The sequence below is a fragment of the Pseudomonas sp. GW821-FHT05D12 genome, assembly GCF_059419825.1.
On sequence record NZ_JBWKSN010000006.1, the window covers coordinates 145641 to 164719 of the forward strand.

16 protein-coding genes are annotated in these 19079 nt (G+C 63.3%); 7 read left to right on the forward strand and 9 right to left on the reverse strand.

The annotated features are described in order from the left end of the window. Positions 1–175: 175 nt before the first annotated feature. From hemL to AC07SI_RS13250, 3 genes are read right to left on the reverse strand one after another with little or no spacing between them, the layout of a single operon-like run. The gene (hemL, locus tag AC07SI_RS13240) at positions 176–1459 is read right to left on the reverse strand and encodes a glutamate-1-semialdehyde 2,1-aminomutase (RefSeq protein WP_065910103.1); all 1284 of its coding nucleotides are present in this window, start codon (positions 1457–1459) and stop codon (positions 176–178) included. Positions 1460–1470: 11 nt separating this feature from the next. Continuing rightward, complete coding sequence (gene thiE, locus AC07SI_RS13245; RefSeq protein WP_065910105.1) at positions 1471–2100, reverse strand: thiamine phosphate synthase; 630 nt, start codon at positions 2098–2100, stop codon at positions 1471–1473. 27 nt (positions 2101–2127) lie between these two features. After that, on the reverse strand, positions 2128–2925 hold the full coding sequence (locus tag AC07SI_RS13250) for a hydroxymethylpyrimidine/phosphomethylpyrimidine kinase (protein ID WP_049711392.1): 798 nt from the start codon (positions 2923–2925) through the stop codon (positions 2128–2130). Positions 2926–3200: 275 nt separating this feature from the next. Between AC07SI_RS13250 and AC07SI_RS13255 the strand changes: the two genes are divergently transcribed. From AC07SI_RS13255 to AC07SI_RS13270, 4 genes are all read left to right on the forward strand, one after another. Continuing rightward, complete coding sequence (locus AC07SI_RS13255; RefSeq protein ID WP_495005843.1) at positions 3201–5591, forward strand: hybrid sensor histidine kinase/response regulator; 2391 nt, start codon at positions 3201–3203, stop codon at positions 5589–5591. A 69-nt stretch (positions 5592–5660) separates the two neighbouring features. Beyond that, on the forward strand, positions 5661–7310 hold the full coding sequence (locus tag AC07SI_RS13260; protein WP_495005844.1) for an acyl-CoA dehydrogenase family protein: 1650 nt from the start codon (positions 5661–5663) through the stop codon (positions 7308–7310). 173 nt (positions 7311–7483) lie between these two features. Then, entirely contained in the window at positions 7484–8956 is a 1473-nt protein-coding gene (gene amn, locus AC07SI_RS13265; protein WP_161630243.1) for an AMP nucleosidase, read from the forward strand. Positions 8957–9028: 72 nt separating this feature from the next. After that, on the forward strand, positions 9029–9664 hold the full coding sequence (locus tag AC07SI_RS13270; protein ID WP_120450069.1) for a pseudouridine synthase: 636 nt from the start codon (positions 9029–9031) through the stop codon (positions 9662–9664). Here the strand turns inward: AC07SI_RS13270 and AC07SI_RS13275 are convergent. Both AC07SI_RS13275 and AC07SI_RS13280 read right to left on the reverse strand, forming a co-directional pair. Then, positions 9659–9868 carry a DUF2788 domain-containing protein gene (locus AC07SI_RS13275; protein WP_025999909.1) on the reverse strand — a complete coding sequence of 70 codons (210 nt, stop codon included), beginning with the start codon at positions 9866–9868 and terminating at the stop codon, positions 9659–9661. The genes AC07SI_RS13270 and AC07SI_RS13275 overlap by 6 nt on opposite strands. Before the next feature lie 203 nt (positions 9869–10071). Beyond that, on the reverse strand, positions 10072–10551 hold the full coding sequence (locus tag AC07SI_RS13280; protein ID WP_003194418.1) for an Lrp/AsnC family transcriptional regulator: 480 nt from the start codon (positions 10549–10551) through the stop codon (positions 10072–10074). Positions 10552–10981: 430 nt separating this feature from the next. Here AC07SI_RS13280 and AC07SI_RS13285 point away from each other — a divergent pair, with 430 nt between their 5' ends. Further along, positions 10982–12079 (forward strand): DUF6515 family protein, encoded by a 1098-nt coding sequence (locus AC07SI_RS13285; RefSeq protein WP_106802547.1) that lies wholly within the window; start codon positions 10982–10984, stop codon positions 12077–12079. Positions 12080–12196: 117 nt separating this feature from the next. On the opposite strand, the gene AC07SI_RS13290 is transcribed toward AC07SI_RS13285, so the two are convergent. After that, on the reverse strand, positions 12197–13096 hold the full coding sequence (locus AC07SI_RS13290) for a cation diffusion facilitator family transporter (RefSeq protein WP_065910114.1): 900 nt from the start codon (positions 13094–13096) through the stop codon (positions 12197–12199). A 9-nt stretch (positions 13097–13105) separates the two neighbouring features. Beyond that, a complete protein-coding gene (pmcY, locus tag AC07SI_RS13295) occupies positions 13106–13525 on the reverse strand; it encodes a periplasmic Zn2+ metallochaperone PmcY (protein WP_106802549.1) in 420 nt (139 codons plus the stop codon). Between the two features lie 148 nt (positions 13526–13673). On the opposite strand from pmcY, the gene hrpB reads away from it, so the two are divergent. Further along, positions 13674–16181: an ATP-dependent helicase HrpB gene (hrpB, locus tag AC07SI_RS13300; RefSeq protein WP_495005845.1), complete on the forward strand. Its 2508-nt coding sequence runs from the start codon at positions 13674–13676 to the stop codon at positions 16179–16181. Between the two features lie 105 nt (positions 16182–16286). On the opposite strand, the gene AC07SI_RS13305 is transcribed toward hrpB, so the two are convergent. Together AC07SI_RS13305 and AC07SI_RS13310 are read right to left on the reverse strand one after the other, a co-directional pair. Continuing rightward, a complete protein-coding gene (locus tag AC07SI_RS13305) occupies positions 16287–17375 on the reverse strand; it encodes an endonuclease/exonuclease/phosphatase family protein (RefSeq protein ID WP_213552418.1) in 1089 nt (362 codons plus the stop codon). Between the two features lie 40 nt (positions 17376–17415). Next, positions 17416–18075 carry a YciC family protein gene (locus AC07SI_RS13310; RefSeq protein WP_065910342.1) on the reverse strand — a complete coding sequence of 220 codons (660 nt, stop codon included), beginning with the start codon at positions 18073–18075 and terminating at the stop codon, positions 17416–17418. Positions 18076–18255: 180 nt separating this feature from the next. Here AC07SI_RS13310 and AC07SI_RS13315 point away from each other — a divergent pair, with 180 nt between their 5' ends. Next, positions 18256–19014 (forward strand): DUF2076 domain-containing protein, encoded by a 759-nt coding sequence (locus AC07SI_RS13315; RefSeq protein ID WP_495005846.1) that lies wholly within the window; start codon positions 18256–18258, stop codon positions 19012–19014. Positions 19015–19079: the final 65 nt, after the last annotated feature.

Genomic DNA, 19079 nt, shown 5'->3' on the forward strand with positions numbered 1-19079 from the left:
AAGCGCGCATTATGAAATAAGCAGGCCTCTGCTTACAAAGTCTTTACTCGTTTTTCTGCTGGTTGGGCAAGTTATCTGCCGGATTGCAGGTGGTTTCTCGAAAAAACTCGGAAATCTCTGTAAACAAAGTAGCAAATCAGACACCGCTGGGGCGGCGCCTGATTTTTTCCGTCGTTTATTTCAAGGCTGCGAAGGCGCGCTCGGCGGCATCGAGGGTCAGTTTCAGCTCGGCGTCGCCATGGGCGATCGAGGTGAAGCCGGCTTCGAAGGCGCTCGGTGCCAGGTACACGCCGCCTTCGAGCATCAGGTGGAAGAAGCGCTTGAACAGATCGGCATCGCTGCCCATCACGTCATCAAAGGTGACGATGTCATCGGCGCCGCTGAAGTACAGGCCAAACATGCCGCCCGCCTGGGTCGTCACAAACGGGATGCCGGCGGCATCGGCACGCTGTTGCAGGCCGTCGAGCAGGCGGGTGGTGTAGTCGGTCAGCTCGGCGTGGAAGCCAGGGCGGCTGATCAAGCGCAAGGTGGTCAGGCCGGCAGCCATCGCCAGCGGGTTACCCGACAAGGTGCCTGCCTGGTACACCGGGCCCAGCGGCGCGATGTGCTGCATGATTTCGCGCTTGCCGCCGAAGCAGCCGACCGGCATGCCGCCGCCGATGATCTTGCCGAAGGTGCTCAGGTCCGGCGTGACGCCGTAGTGCGCCTGTGCGCCGCCGAGTGCAACGCGAAAACCCGTCATCACCTCGTCGAAAATCAGCACCACGCCGTGCTTGTCGCACTGCTCGCGCAGGCCTTCGAGAAAGCCCGGCGCCGGTGGTACGCAGTTCATGTTGCCGGCCACCGGCTCGACGATGATGCACGCCACGTCTTGCCCGACTTCATCGAGCATCTGCTCGACGGCCGCGATGTCGTTGAACGGCAGGGTCAGGGTGTGTTTGGCGAACGCCGCAGGCACGCCGGCCGAGCTGGGTACGCCCTGGGTCAGCGCGCCCGAACCGGCTTTGACCAGCAGGCTGTCGGAGTGGCCGTGGTAGCAGCCTTCAAACTTGATGATGCTGTCGCGGCCGGTGAAACCACGGGCCAGGCGAATCGCGCTCATGGTGGCTTCGGTGCCGGAGCTGACCATCCGCACCATTTCCATCGACGGCACGATTGAGCACACCAGGTCAGCCATCTCGGTTTCCATGGCGGTCGGCGCGCCGTAGGAGAGGCCGTGTTCCAGCTGCTTGCGCACCGCGTCGAGTACGTCCGGGTGGCTGTGGCCGAGGATCATCGGGCCCCAGGAGCCGACGTAGTCGACGTAGCGCTTGTCATCTTCGTCAGTGACGTACGCGCCTTCGGCATGCTTGAAGAACAGCGGCGTGCCGCCCACGCTCTTGAACGCACGCACGGGGGAGTTCACACCGCCGGGGATGTGTTTCTGGGCATTGGCAAACAGGGTTTCGGAACGGGACATGATCGGGCTCTCTAAACTGAATATTTAAGAAGATCGTTAAAGGCGCGGGCGCGACGCGTCACTTCCTGGGTGCTGTCCGCACCGAACAGGCCGTGCACCACGGCCAGCAGGTCAGCGCCATGCGCCACCAGCGGTTCGGCGTTCTCCAGGGTGATGCCGCCGATCACGCAGATCGGCAGCTGCAGGCGCGCGCGGGCCTGGGCCAGCATCGGGACGGTGGCGGCAGAAGCGCCCGGCTTGGTGTTGGAGGTGAAGAAGCGGCCGAAGGCGACGTAGCTGGCGCCTTCCTTGGCGGCCTGCTCGGCCAGCTCGATCTGGCTGTGGCAGGTCGCGCCGATGATCGCCTTGGAGCCCAGCAACGCGCGGGCCGGGGTCAGCGGGCCGTCGGTCTGGCCCAGGTGCACGCCGACGCCCAGGCGCGCGGCCAGCTCGGCGTCGTCGTTGATGATCAGTTGGGTCTTGTAGCGCGAGCACAGTTCGCGCAGCTTCTCGGCCTCACGCAGGCGCCGGGCTTCGTCGCTGCTTTTGTCGCGGTACTGCAGCAGGGTCACGCCACCGTCCAGCGCCGCTTCGACGTAGGCGAGGAACTTGCCAGCCAACAGTTGGCTGTCGGTAATGGCATACAGGCCACGTAGTTTCATCGGGCAGGCCCCTTCGAGCAGAAAAAGTTACGAGCAGAAATCCAGCGGCAACCGACGCGGTACGAACTGGCCCTGACCGAGTTGTTCGGCGTCACGCAGGGTGCGCCAAGTGTAGTTGAGGGCCGATTGCACCGCGCTGACCAACCCTTCGCCCTGGGCAATCCGGCCGGCCAGGGCACTGGCAAGCGTGCAGCCCGAACCGTGATAGCTGCCGGGCAAGCGCTGGCAGGTGAAGGTCTGGCGCGTGCCGTCACGGCTGTACAGGCGGTTGTGCACTTCATGCTCGTCGCCATGCCCGCCGGTGATCAGCAGGTGCTTGATGTACGGCAGCAGCTTTTCGGCGCATTCGTCTGCCGTGCCCTCGGGCAGTTCGGCGAGGATGCGCGCTTCGGGCAGGTTCGGCGTGGCGATCAGCGACAGCGGCAACAGCCGCTCGCGCATGGCATAGCCGACTTCATCCTTGCCCAGGCTGCCACCGCCGCCGGCGCGCAGCACCGGGTCGCAGACGACCGGCAGGTGCGGGTGCGCCTGCAGCAGTTCGACCACGGTGTCGACCATCGCGGTGGAACCGAGCATGCCCAGCTTGACCGCTGCCACTTCGGAGTCGCCGAGCACGGCATTGGCCTGGGCCAGCACCCACTCGCGGTCGAGCACGCGGAAATCGCTGACGTTGACGGTGTTCTGCACGGTCAGGGCGGTGACGGCCGGAGCCGCATGGCAGCCCTGGGCGAGCAGGGCTTCGATATCTGCCTGCAAGCCGGCGCCACCACTGGGATCATGGCCGGAGAGACAGAGGACAACGGGGCGAGAGCTGTAGATATTCATGGTGCGCGAGCTTACCACCAAACGCTTTTTGCGTGGCTGTCGGGTGAGGGTTGAATGTTGCCGTGGCTGTGACGCTTTTTTGGCGCTTTTTCACTCGAGAAAACCCGCTGAAACCCGCGTCCTAGAGCCTTTCAAAAAATTATTTCAATGGTGTCCAATGGCCTTTAGCGGCTATGCTAAAGTGGATCCAAACAACTTAATGTACCGCCGGTGTACGTCTTCTCAAAAGGAATGGGGGGCTTTTGACATAACCGGACACGCCACACTGGGGCTCTATGCGCTATTTGCTGATTTTATTGTTGTGCGGGCTGCCAATGCTCGCCAGCGCCATCGAGTTCAACCAGGACACGCGAAGCCTGCCGCTGGGCCGAGTCATGCAAGTGCTCGAAGACCCCACCGATGCGCTGACCATCGCCGACGTCAGTTCACCCGCCTACGCCGCCCAATTCAAGCCCCATGACAAAGCCACCCTCAACGCCGGCTATTCGCGCTCGGTGTTCTGGCTCAAGGTCGACCTGCATTACCTGGCCAAGGACCCGCGCGCGCCGCGCACCTGGTTTTTGGAGTTGGCCTACCCCCCCCTGAATCACCTGGACCTGTACCAGAACGACGGCACCGGCACCTACCGGCTGACCTCCCGCACGGGCAGCGCATTGCCGTTTTCCAGCCGTGAAGTACGCCAGAGCAACTACCTGTTCAAGCTCAACTTTGTGCCCGATCAACGGCAGACGGTCTACCTGCGCCTGCAAAGCGAAGGCTCGATCCAGGCGCCCTTGACGCTGTGGGCCGGCACCGCTTATCTGGAACAACAACCCCTGCGCCTGTCTGTGCTCGGGGTGATCTACGGCGTGCTGCTGGGGATGTTGGTCTACAACCTGTTCATCTACCTGAGCGTGCGCGACACCAGCTACCTCTATTACATCCTTTATATCGCCTCGTTCGGCCTCTACCAGCTGTCGGTCAATGGCGTGGCGGTGGAGTACTTCTGGCCGAACAACCCGTGGTGGGCGAACGCGGCGGTGCCGTTCCTGATCGGTTCGGCGGCGCTGTTCGGCAGCCTGTTCGCCCGCAGTTTCCTGCACACCGCGCAGCACAGCCGCTGGCTCAACCGCATCCTGCTGGGGCTGGCGGCCTGCGGCGCGGTCGTCATGGCGCTGGCGCTGCTGACCAGCTATGCGGTGGCCTTGCGCCTGGCCACCGGCCTGGCGCTGGTGTTTACCGTGACCATCTTCGTGGCTGCCATCAAGGCCTGGTATTGCGGCCAGCGCATGGCGCGGTATTTCATCATCGCCTGGTCGGCGTTCCTGCTCGGTGGGGTGATCAATACCCTGATGGTGCTGGGCTACCTGCCGAATATGTTTCTCACCATGTACGCCAGCCAGATCGGTTCGGCGATCGAAGTGGCGCTGTTGTCCCTGGCGTTGGCCGACCGCATCAATTCCATGCGCGAGCAGCAGGCGCAGATCCTGTTCGATGCCAGCCAGAAGCTTGAAGTGCTCAACCAGCAATTGGCCCGCAGCAACCGGCTCAAGGATGAATTCCTTGCGACCCTGACCCATGAATTGCGTACGCCGATGAACGGCGTGATCGGCTCCCTCGAACTGATGCAAACCGTGCCGCTGGGCGACGACCTGGCGCAGTACCAGCAAACCGCCGCCGGTTCGGCGCGGGACATGATGCGCATGGTCAACGGCATTCTGACGCTGACCGAATTGCAAGCCGGACGCCTGACTCCCCAGCCCAAGGTCTTCAGCCTGCGCGGCGCGCTCGACGGTTTGCGCCAGCAATTCAATGCCAGCGCCCAGAGCAAAGGCCTGGCGTTTTCCATCGACGTGGCGGACGAGTTGCCGGACCGCGTGATGGGCGACGCCGACAAACTCCTGCAGTGCCTGGATTGCCTGCTGGACAACGCTTTCAAGTTTACCCATGAGGGCTCAGTGCGCCTGCGAGTGGTGGGCGTTCCGCAGAGCGACGGTGGCGTGCGCTTGAGTTTTATCGTCACCGACACCGGTATCGGCTTCGCCTTCCTCGACGAGGCCACGCTGTACCAGCGTTTCTTCCAGCTTGATGGCTCGACCACCCGCGAATACGGTGGCCTGGGGATTGGCCTGGCGATTTGCCGGCAGTTGATCGAACTGCTGGGCGGGCGCCTCACCCATCACTCCGAGCCGGGCAAGGGCAGTCGCTTCCAGTTGGAGATGCAGGTCAGCCTGGTGGCGCCGGAGCCAAAGCGGACACCCGATCGGCAGCGTGGCCCGCAGGATTGCGCGGTGCTGCTGGTGGATGACAACAGCGTGGGCCAGTTGGCTGTGCGAGGCATGTTGCTCAAGCTCGGTTACCGGGTAAAAACCGTGGACAACGGGCCGTCCGCGTTGGCGAGCCTGCAGGCCGAGACATTCGATGCAGTATTGTTGGATATACCTGAAGGCGGTTTCTCGTTGTGCTGTCAGATTCGTGCCCTGCCTGGCTGCGCTGAGTTGCCGGTGATTGCCTTGAGTACGTCGCTGAATGTGTCCGAGCGCGAACATTGCCATGGCATCGGCGTCTCCGAGCGCCTGGCCAAGCCCGTGCGTTTCGACGCTTTGCAGGCGGTGCTGGAGCGTCGATTGTTGGGGCGAGTAGAGGGCGAAAGCGCCGGACATTCGGCGGGTATGCCACTTTTTTAAGCCCGGTGTCGGTGCTTAACTGAAATTCAGGCCTCAAATCGACGTGGCCTTTTTTCCAGGAGGCCCGTCATGAACCTGCACTCGTTCGCCGAAACCCACGACGTCACCAACCAGCCGCCATCTCTGGATGGCACCAACCTCTACCGCATCGACCTGCCCCTGCAAGAGTGGTCGCGCCGCTTCGGTGCCGGCTGGGCCGAGACGCGCATCGATGCCTACGGGGAGCTGGCCGGCGGGCCGTTGATGGCGGCCGGGTTCCTGGCGAACCAGAACAAACCGGTGTTCAGCAGCCATGACCGTTATGGGCATCGCATTGACCTGGTGGAGTTTCATCCGGCTTACCACGAACTGATGCGCGCCGCCGTCGAGCATGGCCTGCCGTCGCTGCCGTGGGCCCATCCGCAGTCCGGCGCGCATGTCGCCCGCGCGGCCATGACCTACCTGCACAGCCAGGCCGAAGCCGGCACCGGCTGTCCGTTGACCATGACGTTTGCCTGCGTGCCGGCCCTGCGCCTGCAGCCGGATCTTGCGCAGACCTGGTTGCCGAAAGTCCTCAGCACCGAATACGACCCGCGCAACGTCGGCATTGCCCACAAGGGCGGTGCCACCATCGGCATGGCCATGACCGAGAAACAAGGCGGCACCGACGTGCGCGCCAACACCACCCGCGCCTATCCGGTAGGCGCCGGTGGCCCGGGGCAGGCCTACGAGCTGGTGGGGCACAAGTGGTTCTGCTCGGCACCGATGTGCGATGCGTTCCTGACCCTGGCGCAGACTGACAAGGGCCTGACCTGTTTCCTACTGCCTCGGCACCGCCCGGATGACACGCGCAACGAGTTCTATATCCAGCGCCTGAAAAACAAACTCGGGAATTGCTCCAACGCCTCCAGCGAAGTCGAGTTTCGCGGCGCCCTGGCCTGGATGATCGGCGAAGAGGGCCGTGGCGTACCGACCATCATCGAGATGGTCGCCATGACCCGCTTCGACTGCATGGTCGGCTCCAGTGCCCTGATGCGCCAGGCGTTGACCCAGGCCAGCCATCATTGTGCCCATCGTTCCGTGGGCGGGCGTGTGCTCAGCGAGCAACCGCTGATGCAAAACGTGCTGGCCGACCTGGCCCTGGAAAGCGAAGCCTCGCTGGCCTTGAGCATGCGCATGGGCCGGGCGCTGGATCATCTGGATAATGAGCAGGAAGCCAAGTTCGCCCGGCTGGTGACGGCGGTGGGCAAGTATTGGATCTGCAAGCGTGCGCCGGCGATGATCAACGAAGCCGCCGAGTGCATGGGCGGTGCCGGCTATGTGGAGGACAGCATCCTGCCGCGCCTGTACCGTGAGGCGCCGGTGAATTCCACGTGGGAAGGTTCCGGCAACGTGCAATGCCTGGACGTGCTGCGCGCCCTGTCCAAAGAGCCGGGCGTGCTCGAGGCGCTGTTCGTCGAATTGGGCGACGGGCACGGCGACAGGCAACTGGCGCGGCATATCGAGCAACTGAAGTCGGCGTTCATGGACACCCAGGACATCCAGTACCGCGCGCGGCAACTGACCGAGGACATTGCCGTGGCGCTGCAGGCCAAGCTGCTGCTGGAGGCCGGGAATGCGGCGGTCAGCGATGGCTTCATTGCCAGCCGGCTGGGTGAATCGTCCGGCCGCGTGTATGGCACCTTGCCGCGGGGTGTCGATGTGGAGGCCATCGTCGCGCGCTCTACCCCGCAAACCTGATCACCGTCCCGTGTAGGCGCCGGCTTGCCGTCGATAGCGGCCTTGAGACATGTATTGAATTCAAGGGCCTTATCGCCGCCAAGCCGGCTCCTGCAAGGTAATGTGTTTCCAAATCGGTGTTTCGGTGTGGCCGGGATACAGGCAAGATAAAGGCCTGCACGTCAGAACACAGGATGCTTACCGTGACCGAAGCTTTTGTTGTCGTTCAAACCGCTGAAGAAGCCGTGGATCGGCTGGCGGCTCTGCATGAGCGTGCTACCGGCGCCCTCAACCAAGCCCTCAAGCAATACCTCAAAGACCGCGTCGAACCCGACGCCGAACAACGCGCGCTGTTTCGCTATCCGGAACTGCGCTTGACCTACCACTGCCACGGCGAAGTCCCACAGACCACCCGGGCGTATGCCAAAGTCCAGTTGCCGGGTACCTACAGCGTTACCGTCACCCATCCGGCGGCGTTCCGTAAGTACCTGCTGGAACAACTGGTGCCGCTGATGCATGACTTCACCGTGACGGTGGAAGTCGGCGTCAGCCAACAGAACATCCCGTACCCGTACGTGGTGGAGCAGGGCGACGAACTGGCCGGCTCCGGCGTGACGGCCGCGACCCTCGCCCGTGTGTTCCCCAGCACCGACCTGTCGGCGGCCACCGATGGCATCGCCGATGGCCTGTACGACTGGGAAAACACCGACCCGCTGCCCCTGGCGTTGTTCGACGCGGCGCGCGTGGACTTTTCCCTGCGCCGCCTGGTGCACTACACCGGCAGTGACTGGCGCCATGTGCAGCCGTGGATCCTGCTGACCAACTACCATCGCTATGTCGACCAGTTCATCTTGCATGGCCTGGAACAACTGCGCAGCGACCCGCGTTTCATCCGCATGGTGCTGCCGGGCAACGTGGTGATCGACAAGAGCATGGACCACGGTGAAGCATCGGCGATTGCCGCCGGTGTGGTGTGGCATCGCTACCAGATGCCGGCCTATCACTTGCAGGCCACTGATGGCCACGGCGTGACCCTGGTGAATATCGGCGTCGGCCCGTCCAACGCCAAGAACATCACCGACCACCTGGCCGTGCTGCGCCCGCATTGCTGGCTGATGATCGGTCACTGCGGCGGCCTGCGCCAATCGCAGACCATCGGTGACTATGTATTGGCCCACGCCTATATGCGTCGCGATGGGATTCTCGACCGCGTGGTACCGCCGAATATCCCGATCCCGGCCCTGGCCGAAGTGCAGCTGGCCTTGCAGCAAGCGGCGGCCAATGTCACCGGCGAAAAAGGCGAAGAGCTGAAAAAACGCCTGCGTACCGGCACCGTGCTGACCTACGACGACCGCAACTGGGAACTGCGTTGGGCTCAGGAGCGCCCGTTGATCAACCTGTCCCGCGCAGTGGCCGTGGACATGGAAAGCGGCACCATCGCCGCCCAGGGTTATCGCTTGCGCGTACCGTACGGCACCTTGTTGTGTGTGTCGGACAAACCGCTGCACAGTGAAATCAAGCTGCCGGGTTCGGCCAACGCGTTCTATGAACGTGCGGTCAGCCAGCACTTGAAGATCGGCATCGAGGCGGTCGACCTGTTGCGCACCGAACTCAACTCGCTGCACTCGCGCAAACTGCGCAGCTTCGACGAGCCGCCGTTCCGCTAAGCGGTTGGGATGGTCATTTGGCGGTCAGGCCACTAGCATTGTCGGTCCTGACCGTTAGATGTTCCTTTTGCCATGTCCCGTCCTGCCCGTCCCGATTCGCGCCGCCCCGGCGTGAAACCCCCGTATTCCGCTGCGCGTCGAGTCGCCAAGGCGCCACCGGCGGAGCCGAAGTTGATCCTGTTCAACAAGCCTTTCGATGTGTTGACCCAGTTCAGCGACGAAGGCGGGCGGGCGACCCTCAAGGATTTTATCGACATCCCCGGCATCTACCCCGCTGGCCGCCTGGACCGTGACAGCGAAGGCCTGTTGCTGCTGACCAACGACGGCCAGTTGCAGGCACGCATCGCCGACCCCAAGCACAAGCTGGCGAAGACCTACTGGGTGCAAGTCGAAGGCGAGCCGACCGAGGAGCACCTGCAACGCCTGCGCAATGGCGTGGAACTCAACGACGGCATGACCCTGCCCGCCGAAGCCCGGCGGCTGGATGAGCCTGAGTTATGGCCGCGCAACCCGCCGGTACGCTTTCGCAAAAACATACCGACTTACTGGCTGGAACTGGTGATTCGAGAAGGGCGTAACCGTCAGGTTCGGCGCATGACCGCCGCAGTCGGGTTGCCGACCTTGCGTCTGGTGCGCGTGCGAATTGGCGATTGGTCGATCGATGGCCTGGATCAAGGCCAGTGGAAGGAAGTGCCGGCGCGCTTATAAGGCGCCGGACTCGATCAGGCCGATCACCACGCTCTTGATGATGAACGCAGCCACGCCCAGGCCGAGCACGAAGAACAGGATGAACGAGCCAAAGCGCCCGGCCTTGGACTTCTTTGCCAGGTCCCAGACGATAAAGCCCATGAAAATGATCAGGATGGTGACCAGGCCAGTCATCATCCATTCTTCAAACAGGGCGGGATCGATGTTGTTCATGGGCTCTTCCGACGGGGCAGGCGGCAAGTATAAGGCAGCGTCTTCAACACAACATTGATTTGGATCGAGGTACGGTCCAAATGTGGGAGCCGGTTTGCTCGCGAAAGCGCAGTGTCAGTCAACGCATGTATTGACGGAATCAGCGCTTTCGCGAGCAAGCCCGCTCCCACAGGGGATTTTCAGTGTTGTTGAAATCAGGTACGTAAATGAGTCAGCGGCAATTCGGTGCTGTTGAGCACCTGGTTCAGCACGAAGCTGGAGCGCACGCTGGTCACGCCTTCGATGCGGGTCAGGTGACCCAGCAGTAGCTTCTGGTAGTGATCCATGTCCGGCACCACCACTTTCAGTTGATAGTCGGCGTCCATGCCGGTCACCAGGCTGCATTCCAGCACTTGGGGCAGGGTGCGGATGGCCGCTTCGAAATTCTCGAAGCGCTCCGGGGTGTGGCGGTCCATGCCGATCAGCACATAGGCGGTCAGGCTCAGGCCGAGCATCTTGCGGTCGAGCAGGGCGACCTGGCGTGCAATGTAGCCGTCGTCCTCCAATTGCTTGACCCGGCGTGAGCAGGGCGAAGGCGACAGGCCGATACGCTCGGCCAACTCCTGGTTGGAGATCCTCGCGTCGCGCTGCAATTCCGCCAAAATACTCAGGTCGTATCGGTCAAGCTTGCTCATTGGGTTGGCCTTTGTCGTAACTATTGCGGTGAATTATCCATGAAGGGTTAAAAATTGCGCAAGCACTGTTTATTGACGCAATCTTCGCAATCATCTGTCGGACGTTGGCGGGTATCGTTATCAACAGAATCACCGCCTGGACAACAGTCCACAGCAGCTCGCCCAATCAGGCCCGCTGCGGCCGCCACCCCAGCAGGGTTGAGTTGGCCTCCAGGCTGCACACTGTCCACAAGACGGCGTGAGGTGAGCCAACGTCAAAAGCGTTGAGCCAGGACGAAGTTCTCAAGGGGTGGCCGACGGGTCACCCTTTTCTTTTGCCTTGAGAAAATTGTTCTCGTGACTGATAACCTGTCTCAGAACCGGGCGCGGCTTTTCCAGTCTTATCTATGAGGCCGGACGTTCTAGGCCCTTATCCGCAGTGAGGAATAGCATGAAGCGCATCTGGCGTATGGCAGGTGTAGGTTTGCTGATGGTGACCGTCGGCACGCAAGTGATGGCAGACGACCCGCGCCCTGAAGGCGGCGGTCAGCATGAGCGAGGGCCGGAAGGCGGTCGGCAAGGTAACGAACAGCCGCGACCGCAAAACAACCAGCCTCGCCCCCAGAACAATCAACCACGGCCGGAAAACACTCAGCCGCGTCCGCAGAACCAGCACTTCGAGAACAACCAGCCGCGTCCCCAGAATCCGCATTTTGATCGCGCCGAGCAGCAGCCGCACGGTGGCGGGCAATGGCAGGGTCGCCCGCAAGGGGCTGAACAGCCTCGGCCGGCGCCGCAGCCGGCGAATAACCTGCCGATCCAGGGGCGTCCGGATACCGTGCGCCAGACCCAGGAACCGCGCCAGGGCAACTACCAAGACATCCCACGTCGCAATGATGGCAACCAGCACTGGCAGGCCGGCAATGGTCCGGGCCCACGTCCGGGTGGTGGCTTCAACAACGGTCACCCGAATGACAACCGCTGGCCGGGTCGCCCCGACGGGCATGGCAATGGTTGGGGGCCCGGCCCGCAATATCGTCCCGGTTATACCGTCGACCGTTTCCCCGACCGCAATTACCGCGTGCCGTACCGTGGCCAGGATTACTTCTTCTCCGGCGGCTACTGGTATCGCCCGCAAGGCCCGCGCTACGTGGTGGTAACGCCGCCGTATGGGATACGCGTGCGCTACCTGCCGGACTACGCGCGCGAAGTGTGGGTGGGCAGCGCGTTGTTTTTCCTCGCGGCCGGTGCCTACTACACCTACGAAAGCACCTCCCAGGAATACGTGGTGGTGCAACCGCCGACCGCAGTGCCTGGGCCGCAGCCGGCGCCGCAAGGCAACGGGTATGACGTGGTGGCCTACCCCGCGAATGGCCAGTCACCGGCCCAGGTGCAGCAGGACGGTTATGACTGTTATCGCTGGGCGGTGCAGCAAAGCGGCTTCGACCCGCAGGCCGTCACCTACGCGCCAGACCCGGCGGTGGTGCAAACCTACCGCCAGGCACAGGGCAACTGCCTCAGCAGTCGCGGGTATCAAGTGCAGTATTGATAAGCTGCAAGCTTCAAGCTTCAAGCTTCAAGCCGCAAGCCGCAAGCCGCAAGCCGCAAGCCGCAAGCTTCACGCTTCACGCTTCACGCTTCACGCTTCACGCTTGAGGCTTGAGGCTTAAAGCTTATAGCTGGCTTCTTGCGGTTGATCTGCGGGGTCCGCGTGTACCAGTACTTCGGCACGCGGGTAGGCCTGGTGAATGGCATCGGCGGCCTGGTCGCTGATGCCGTGGGCGACTGACAGGGTCAAATCCCCCGGCAGTTCCAGGTGCAGTTGCACGAACCAGTGGCTGCCGGAAATCCGCGTGCGCAAATCATGCGCACCCAGCACGCCGGGCACGCCGCGCGCCAGTTCCAGCATATGCTGGCTGACCTCCGGCGGCAGCTCCTCGTCCATCAATACCGCGAAGCTTTCCCGGGCGATCTGGATCGCACTCCACAAGATGTAGGCGGCAATGCCCAGGCCGAACCAGGCGTCGACCTGATGAAAGCCCATGCCCGCCAACACCAGTGCCACCAGGATGCTGCCGTTGAGCATCAGGTCCGAACGGTAATGCAGAGAATCCGCGCGTACCGCGTTGGAGCCGGTTTCGCGCACCACCCGGTGTTGCAGCATCAGCAAGGCCACGGTCAGCACCAGGGAAAACACAATCACACCAATGCTCAGCCACGGCGCGCCCACTGGTTCCGGGTGTTGCAGGCGCTCGTAGGCCTGGAATGCGATCAGCACCGCACTGCCGCCGATAAACAGCGCCTGGGCCATGCCTGACAGCGATTCCGCCTTGCCATGACCGTAACGGTGATCGTCATCGGCCGGGCGCAGGGCGTAGTGCACGGCCAGCAGGTTCAGCAGCGAGGTCACGCCGTCGAGTAGTGAGTCGGTCAACCCGGCGAGCATGCTCACCGAGCCACTGAGCCACCAGGCGATGGCCTTGGTGATAATCAGCGCACAGGCCACGCCGACCGAGGCGCGGGTGGCCAGGCGCAGGAGCCGCGCGTGTTCGGGGCTGGTGGTCATGGGCAGTCCTTAGGCAGCGGGTTGCAGGCCCAGGGATGCAAGCTGTTGCACGCTGCCCTTGAACTGGATCATGCGCGGGTCATCCAGCGGCAGGCTGCGGCCGGTTTCCTTCTGGATGATGCTTTGCAGCTTGGCGTTGTCGACCTTGCCGTCGGCACCGATAGCCTCGTGGAGTTTTTCCGGGGCTACCTGGGCAGTCTTGCCCGGTTCGAAGTAGATCGCGCCAGTGGCGAAGTCCACGCCGAACGCGATCAGGCCAGGGATCACATAGAACAGCAGGCCCACGGCGTCGAGCACGGCAATCGCCGGGTCGATCTTGCCGTCGATCTGGCCGCGGCGGTCGGGGTAGAAAATCGAGCCGCAGGCCGTCAACTGGCTCAGCAGGGTGACGGCGAGGACACCGCCAATGACACGGGAAGCGATACGCATGAAGACTCTCCTGAACACGGTTGATACGAAACTATAAGCCAGCGCCCACCTTTGAGCGCATCCACCGCGAAAGGGCGGGGTGCTTGTGAGACCAGCACCGGCATCCGGCAGTTCGCCGTTATACTCGCCGCTCTGCTTTGGAGCCAGTATGAATTCGTTGCCGATCGATGATGTTTTACCCGCCCTGCGTGACGCCTTGGCGAATCGCCATGAAGCCGTGCTGGAAGCGCCGCCCGGCGCCGGTAAAACCACCCGTGTGCCCTTGGCCTTGTTGAACGAGCCCTGGCTGGCCGGGCAGACCATCCTGATGCTCGAGCCGAGGCGCCTGGCGGCGCGTGCTGCCGCCGAACGGCTGGCCAGTGAGCTGGGCGAAAAGGTCGGCGACACCGTCGGCTATCGCATCCGCCTCGACAGCAAAGTCGGCCCCAATACACGGATTGAAGTGGTCACCGAAGGCATCCTCACCCGTCGCCTGCAGGATGACCCGGCACTCGACGGCGTGGGTTTGCTGATCTTCGACGAATTCCACGAACGCAGCCTCGACGCCGACCTGGCGCTGGCCCTGAGCCTGAACGGGCGCGAGCTGTTTCGCGATGAGCAGCCGCTGAAAATCCTTCTGATGTCCGCGACCCTCGAAGGCGAGCGCCTGGCCGGTCTGCTGAACGACGCGCCGATCCTGCGCAGCGAGGGACGTATGTTCCCGGTGCAGACGCGCTGGGGCCGGCCGTACCAGCCGGGTGAATTCATCGAGCCGCGTGTGGTGAACACCCTCCTCGAGGCCCTGCACGACGAGTCCGGCAGTGTGTTGGTGTTTTTGCCGGGGCAGGCGGAGATTCGCCGGGTCCATCAACAACTGGCCGACGCCCTGGGCGACCGCAGCGATGTGCTGCTGTGCCCGCTGCATGGCGAGTTGGACCTCAACGCCCAGCGCGCCGCCATCGACCCGGCCCCGGCCGGCAAACGCAAAGTGGTACTCGCCACCAACATCGCCGAGACCAGCCTGACCATCAATGGCGTACGTGTGGTGATCGACGCCGGGCTGGCGCGCGTGCCGCGTTTCGACCCTGGCAGCGGCATGACCCGCCTCGATACCCAACGCATCTCCCGCGCCAGTGCCACCCAGCGCGCCGGCCGGGCAGGGCGCCTGGAGCCGGGGGTGTGTTATCGCTTGTGGTCCGAGGACCAGCATGAAGGCCTGGCGGCGTATGGCAGTGCGGAAATCCTCGCCGCCGATCTCGCCGGCCTGGCGCTGCAACTGGCGCGTTGGGGTGTTACGCCCACGCAACTGGTGTGGCTCGATGTGCCGCCGACCGCCGCCTATGCCCAGGCCCAGGATTTGCTGCAGCGCCTGGGGGCGTTGAATGACGACACGCTGACCGCGCATGGCCAGAAAATGGCCGAGCTGCCGGCCCATCCGCGTATCGCCCATCTGCTGTTGCGCGGCCAGGATCTGGGCCTCGCGGCGACCGCGTGTGAGGTCGCCGCGCTCTTGGGGGAGCGCGATATTTTGCGCGGCGCTGGCGCGGATTTGCACAGTCGCCTGGCGTTGCTGTCCGGTGAAGAACGCGCGCGCGGCACCCAAGGCGGCGTGCAGCGGGCCAAGCAACTGGCGCGGCAATACCGTGGCTATCTAAGAGGCAAGGCCACCCAGCCGGTGGCCGATCCCGACCACCCACGCTGGCTCGGTGCCCTTCTGGCACTGGCCTACCCGGACCGTGTCGCCCAGCAACGTCGCCCCGGTGGCGCCGAATATCGCCTGGCCAACGGCCGAGCGGCGCTGTTCGCCGAGGCCGACAGCCTGATGAAACAATCCTGGCTGGTGATCGCCGACCTGGGCAGTCGCCAGGGCCAGCGTGAAGAACGTATCTACCTGGCGGCCGATTTTGATCCGGCACTGTTCGACACGGTGCTGGCCGAGCAAGTGCGCACCGTGGACCAGCTGGATTGGGACGAGCGTGAAGGCGTATTGCGTGCCGAACGCCAGCGCAAAGTCGGCGAACTGGTGCTCAGCCGTGAACCGCTGACCGGCCTGGACGAGTCCGCCCGCAGCCAGGCGCTGGTCAACCTGGTACGCCGCAAAGGCCTGGAGTTGCTGCCCTGGACGCCTGAACTGCGCCAATGGCAGTCCCGCGTCATGCTGCTGCGCCAGCTGGACGCCGGCAAAACCAGCGAATGGCCGGATATCAGCGACACCGCCTTGCTCGCCAGCCTCGAACACTGGCTGATGCCCTACCTGGGCAAAGTCTCGCGCCTGAGCCATTTCGCCCACCTGGATATTTCCAGCTTCCTGCATAACCTGTTGCCGTGGCCGCTGCCTCAGCGGCTCGACGAGTTGGCGCCGCAACATGTGAAGGTGCCGTCGGGCTCGTCAGTGCGTTTGGACTACAGCGAACAGCCGCCGATTCTGGCGGTGCGCCTGCAGGAATTGTTCGGGCTGGCCGACACCCCGCGCATTGCTGGCGGGCGCCAAGTGGTGAAGCTGCACCTGCTGTCCCCGGCACGGCGGCCGGTGCAGGTGACCCAGGATCTGGCGAACTTCTGGCGCAGTACCTACGCCGAAGTGAAGAAGGATCTGAAGGGCCGTTACCCCAAGCACTATTGGCCGGATGACCCGCTGGTGGCGGAGGCGACCGCCAGGATCAAGCCGAGAAAGTAGCGACCACCGGGATCAAATGTGGGAGCCGGCTTGCCTGCGACTGCGGTGCAGCCGACACACCGCGTCGTCTGTATCGCCGCCAAGCCGGGCTCCTACAGGTGTTGGTTATTGCGCGGCAGGCAGCAGGAATCGTGCGATCACCGGCAGATGGTTGGAAATACGCAAGGTATCCTCCTGCCGCACCTTGGCCTGCACCCGTTTGATCCGTGGGCTGTAGAACAGGTAATCGAGCGTGCGATCCGGGCCTTCGATGCCGGGATCATTCGGAAAGTGCGTCAGCCATTTCTCACGATCAATCCCGCTCGATTCGCTGTTACTCGGGATCATCGGGTACTTGTCCCACAGCAGGTGCAACTCGCTGTCCGGCGAATACCGTCCGCGTTTGCCCGCGTCCAGGCGCAGGAATTGCCCCAGGGGCAGCAGGTTGAAATCGCCGCCGATCAACCAGGGCGTGCCGCGACCTTCGAACTTATCCAGCAACTTGACCGTGGTTTGCACCTGCGCCTGCACCGCGCTGCGGCCCGGGGCGTCGCCGTCCAGGCGGGTGTTGAGCACTGCCAGCTGGCCGCCATCACTCAGTGGCAAGTAGGTCAGCAGCAAGGCGGGCTTGGGCTGGAACTGACGGCTGATGAAGTTGGCGTCCGGCGCCGGCAATTGCAGGCGTTCGGCGTGTTCGATCTGGTAGCGGCTCAGGGTCGCCAGCTTGCGGCCGACGCTGCCGAAGATATGCCGGTCGGGGACGAAGTCGGCTTTCCAGTCGAAGGTCTGGGCGCTGCAGGGGTAGAGGTCGACCAGGCGTTCCTGGAGCAGGGCCAGTTGGTCCTGGTAGTGGGAGGGCTTGGCGTTTTCGTCGAGTTCCTGCAGCAGCAGGATGTCGGGTTGTTCGTCGCGGATCACCCGCGCCACTTCGTCGAGGCTGGCGGCCATGTCTTCCACGGTGGGGCGGTCGTCGGGGCCGCTGCCGTCGGTGGTGTCGTACCAGAACACGTAGTTCTTGCCGGCCAGGTATTGCACGTTCCAGGTCATGACCTTGAGCGCCTGCCCTGGCAACAGGGTCGGCGCACGCGGCGCAACACAGCTCACGGGCAGGATTTCCTTGGGCTCGGGGCGCCAGGTCAGGCTGTAGATCAGGGCCGTCAGCAGGCCTGCAATGATCAACAGGCCCAGCAAGGTTATGCGCAATAAACGGGTCATCGGCTCGGCTTATAGCGTTTCGGGAGTGGCACGGAGCATATCACCGCGCGTCGGCATCGCCACCGATCAGCATGAATAAACGAAACAGCACCACACTGGTAAACAGCTGCAGGAAGCTGTGCGCGCTGTCGATCAGCACGCCGAGCAACGGCGCAGGCTCGGGATAGGCCGCCACACTGGCGCCCTTGAGCAGCCACAGCGGTGTCATCACGCACAACAGGCACACCAGGATCCGCCAGAAATGCCCACGGGTCAGGCGGAAGCTTTCCTTCATTGCCTCCAGCGCCGGCATGCTGCGCAGTACCAGCAGGTACTCGGCAAACGCCAGCACCACCATCAACCACAGGCCCGGCAGGAAATACAGCGACAGGCCAAGCAGAATCAGCAAGGTGCTCATGGCCGTCAGCAGGGCGAAGCGCGGCCACAGGGTCAGCGCCATCGCCCACACATCCTTGGTGCGCGGCGACTCGCCCCGGGTGCGGGCGTCGAGAAACAGGATCAAGGCGCCGGTGTACAGCGGGTACACCAGCAATCCCACCACCACGCTGTAGCCGGGGAAGGCATCCGGGCCCAGCGTGTGGTCGAGCACCTGTTGCAGCAGGGCCTCCAGGATGACCAACGGCAGGCATAGCTGAACGATGGCACCCAGGTTGTTCCGGGTAAAACGGAAAGAGTCGCGCAATACGTCTAACGGATTCATCAGGTTCATCGCAGGCCTGGAAACAAGGGCGACACTTTAACCGATCAGGGTTGCAGGGACGCAAACGTAAACCTTGAGTAAAGACCATTGAAACAACTGGTAACAGCCCCATAACTAGAGTGCACCTGGCCTGATCACAGGCAGGACCACGATTTCTACCGGCAATCTAACGAGGTCGCCATGAACAGCGAAGAGCAAACCCTGATCGATGGACTGTTTTCACGGTTGCAGCAAGCCGAAACGGACTCAGCCCCCCGCGATGCGCAAGCAGAAGCGCGGATCAAGGAGCACATGACTCGCCAACCGGCCGCCGGGTATTACATGACCCAGTCGATCCTGGTGCAGGAACACGCGCTCAAGAGCCTCGACGCGCAGAACAAGCAGCAGGCGCAGCAGATCCAGCAATTGCAGGAGGAGCTAGAGCGCGCCAAGTCGTCGCAGCCAGCCCCTGCAAGCGGCGGCGGCTTCCTGTCGAGCATCTTTGGCGGCGGTTCCCGCGACCCGCAGCCAAGCCAGAGCGCCCCGGCTTCGTCGGGTGGCTGGCGTGAACCGGGCAGGCCTGCGTTTGGCCAGCCTGCGCCGCAGCAGAACTATGGCGCGCCCCAGCAGAACTACCAGCAACCGCAACAGGCGCCTGCGGCCCCGATCGGCAGCGGCTTCCTCGGCGGCGCACTGAAAACCGCTGCAGGCGTGGCCGGTGGTGTAATGCTGGCCGAGGGCATCAGCAGCCTGTTCCACCACAACCAGCAGCCGCAGGTAGTGGAAGAAATCATCGAGCAACCGGAGCCGACCAGCGACCAGGGCGGCTGGGGCAACGACGACCAGCGCTTTGCCGGCAATGACAGCGACAGCTGGGGCAGCAACAACGCGGACAGTTTTGCCGACAGCGACTATTCCGACGACTCTTCTTCCTTTGGCGACGACGATTCCTTCGTCTGACCTGCACTCAACCGGGGCGCTGTGTCGCCCCGGTCTGATTTTTCCCGGAAACGTTCTCGCGACTG

What these genes read in the sequence shown, in the direction of transcription:
- hemL (WP_065910103.1), bottom strand. Translation starts at nt 1,459, where the DNA reads ATGTCCCGTTCCGAAACCCTGTTTGCCAATGCCCAGAAACACATCCCC.
- thiE (WP_065910105.1), bottom strand. Translation starts at nt 2,100, where the DNA reads ATGAAACTACGTGGCCTGTATGCCATTACCGACAGCCAACTGTTGGCT.
- AC07SI_RS13250 (WP_049711392.1), bottom strand. Translation starts at nt 2,925, where the DNA reads ATGAATATCTACAGCTCTCGCCCCGTTGTCCTCTGTCTCTCCGGCCAT.
- AC07SI_RS13255 (WP_495005843.1), top strand. Translation starts at nt 3,201, where the DNA reads ATGCGCTATTTGCTGATTTTATTGTTGTGCGGGCTGCCAATGCTCGCC.
- AC07SI_RS13260 (WP_495005844.1), top strand. Translation starts at nt 5,661, where the DNA reads ATGAACCTGCACTCGTTCGCCGAAACCCACGACGTCACCAACCAGCCG.
- amn (WP_161630243.1), top strand. Translation starts at nt 7,484, where the DNA reads ATGCTTACCGTGACCGAAGCTTTTGTTGTCGTTCAAACCGCTGAAGAA.
- AC07SI_RS13270 (WP_120450069.1), top strand. Translation starts at nt 9,029, where the DNA reads ATGTCCCGTCCTGCCCGTCCCGATTCGCGCCGCCCCGGCGTGAAACCC.
- AC07SI_RS13280 (WP_003194418.1), bottom strand. Translation starts at nt 10,551, where the DNA reads ATGAGCAAGCTTGACCGATACGACCTGAGTATTTTGGCGGAATTGCAG.
- AC07SI_RS13285 (WP_106802547.1), top strand. Translation starts at nt 10,982, where the DNA reads ATGAAGCGCATCTGGCGTATGGCAGGTGTAGGTTTGCTGATGGTGACC.
- AC07SI_RS13290 (WP_065910114.1), bottom strand. Translation starts at nt 13,096, where the DNA reads ATGACCACCAGCCCCGAACACGCGCGGCTCCTGCGCCTGGCCACCCGC.
- pmcY (WP_106802549.1), bottom strand. Translation starts at nt 13,525, where the DNA reads ATGCGTATCGCTTCCCGTGTCATTGGCGGTGTCCTCGCCGTCACCCTG.
- hrpB (WP_495005845.1), top strand. Translation starts at nt 13,674, where the DNA reads ATGAATTCGTTGCCGATCGATGATGTTTTACCCGCCCTGCGTGACGCC.
- AC07SI_RS13305 (WP_213552418.1), bottom strand. Translation starts at nt 17,375, where the DNA reads ATGACCCGTTTATTGCGCATAACCTTGCTGGGCCTGTTGATCATTGCA.
- AC07SI_RS13310 (WP_065910342.1), bottom strand. Translation starts at nt 18,075, where the DNA reads ATGAATCCGTTAGACGTATTGCGCGACTCTTTCCGTTTTACCCGGAAC.
- AC07SI_RS13315 (WP_495005846.1), top strand. Translation starts at nt 18,256, where the DNA reads ATGAACAGCGAAGAGCAAACCCTGATCGATGGACTGTTTTCACGGTTG.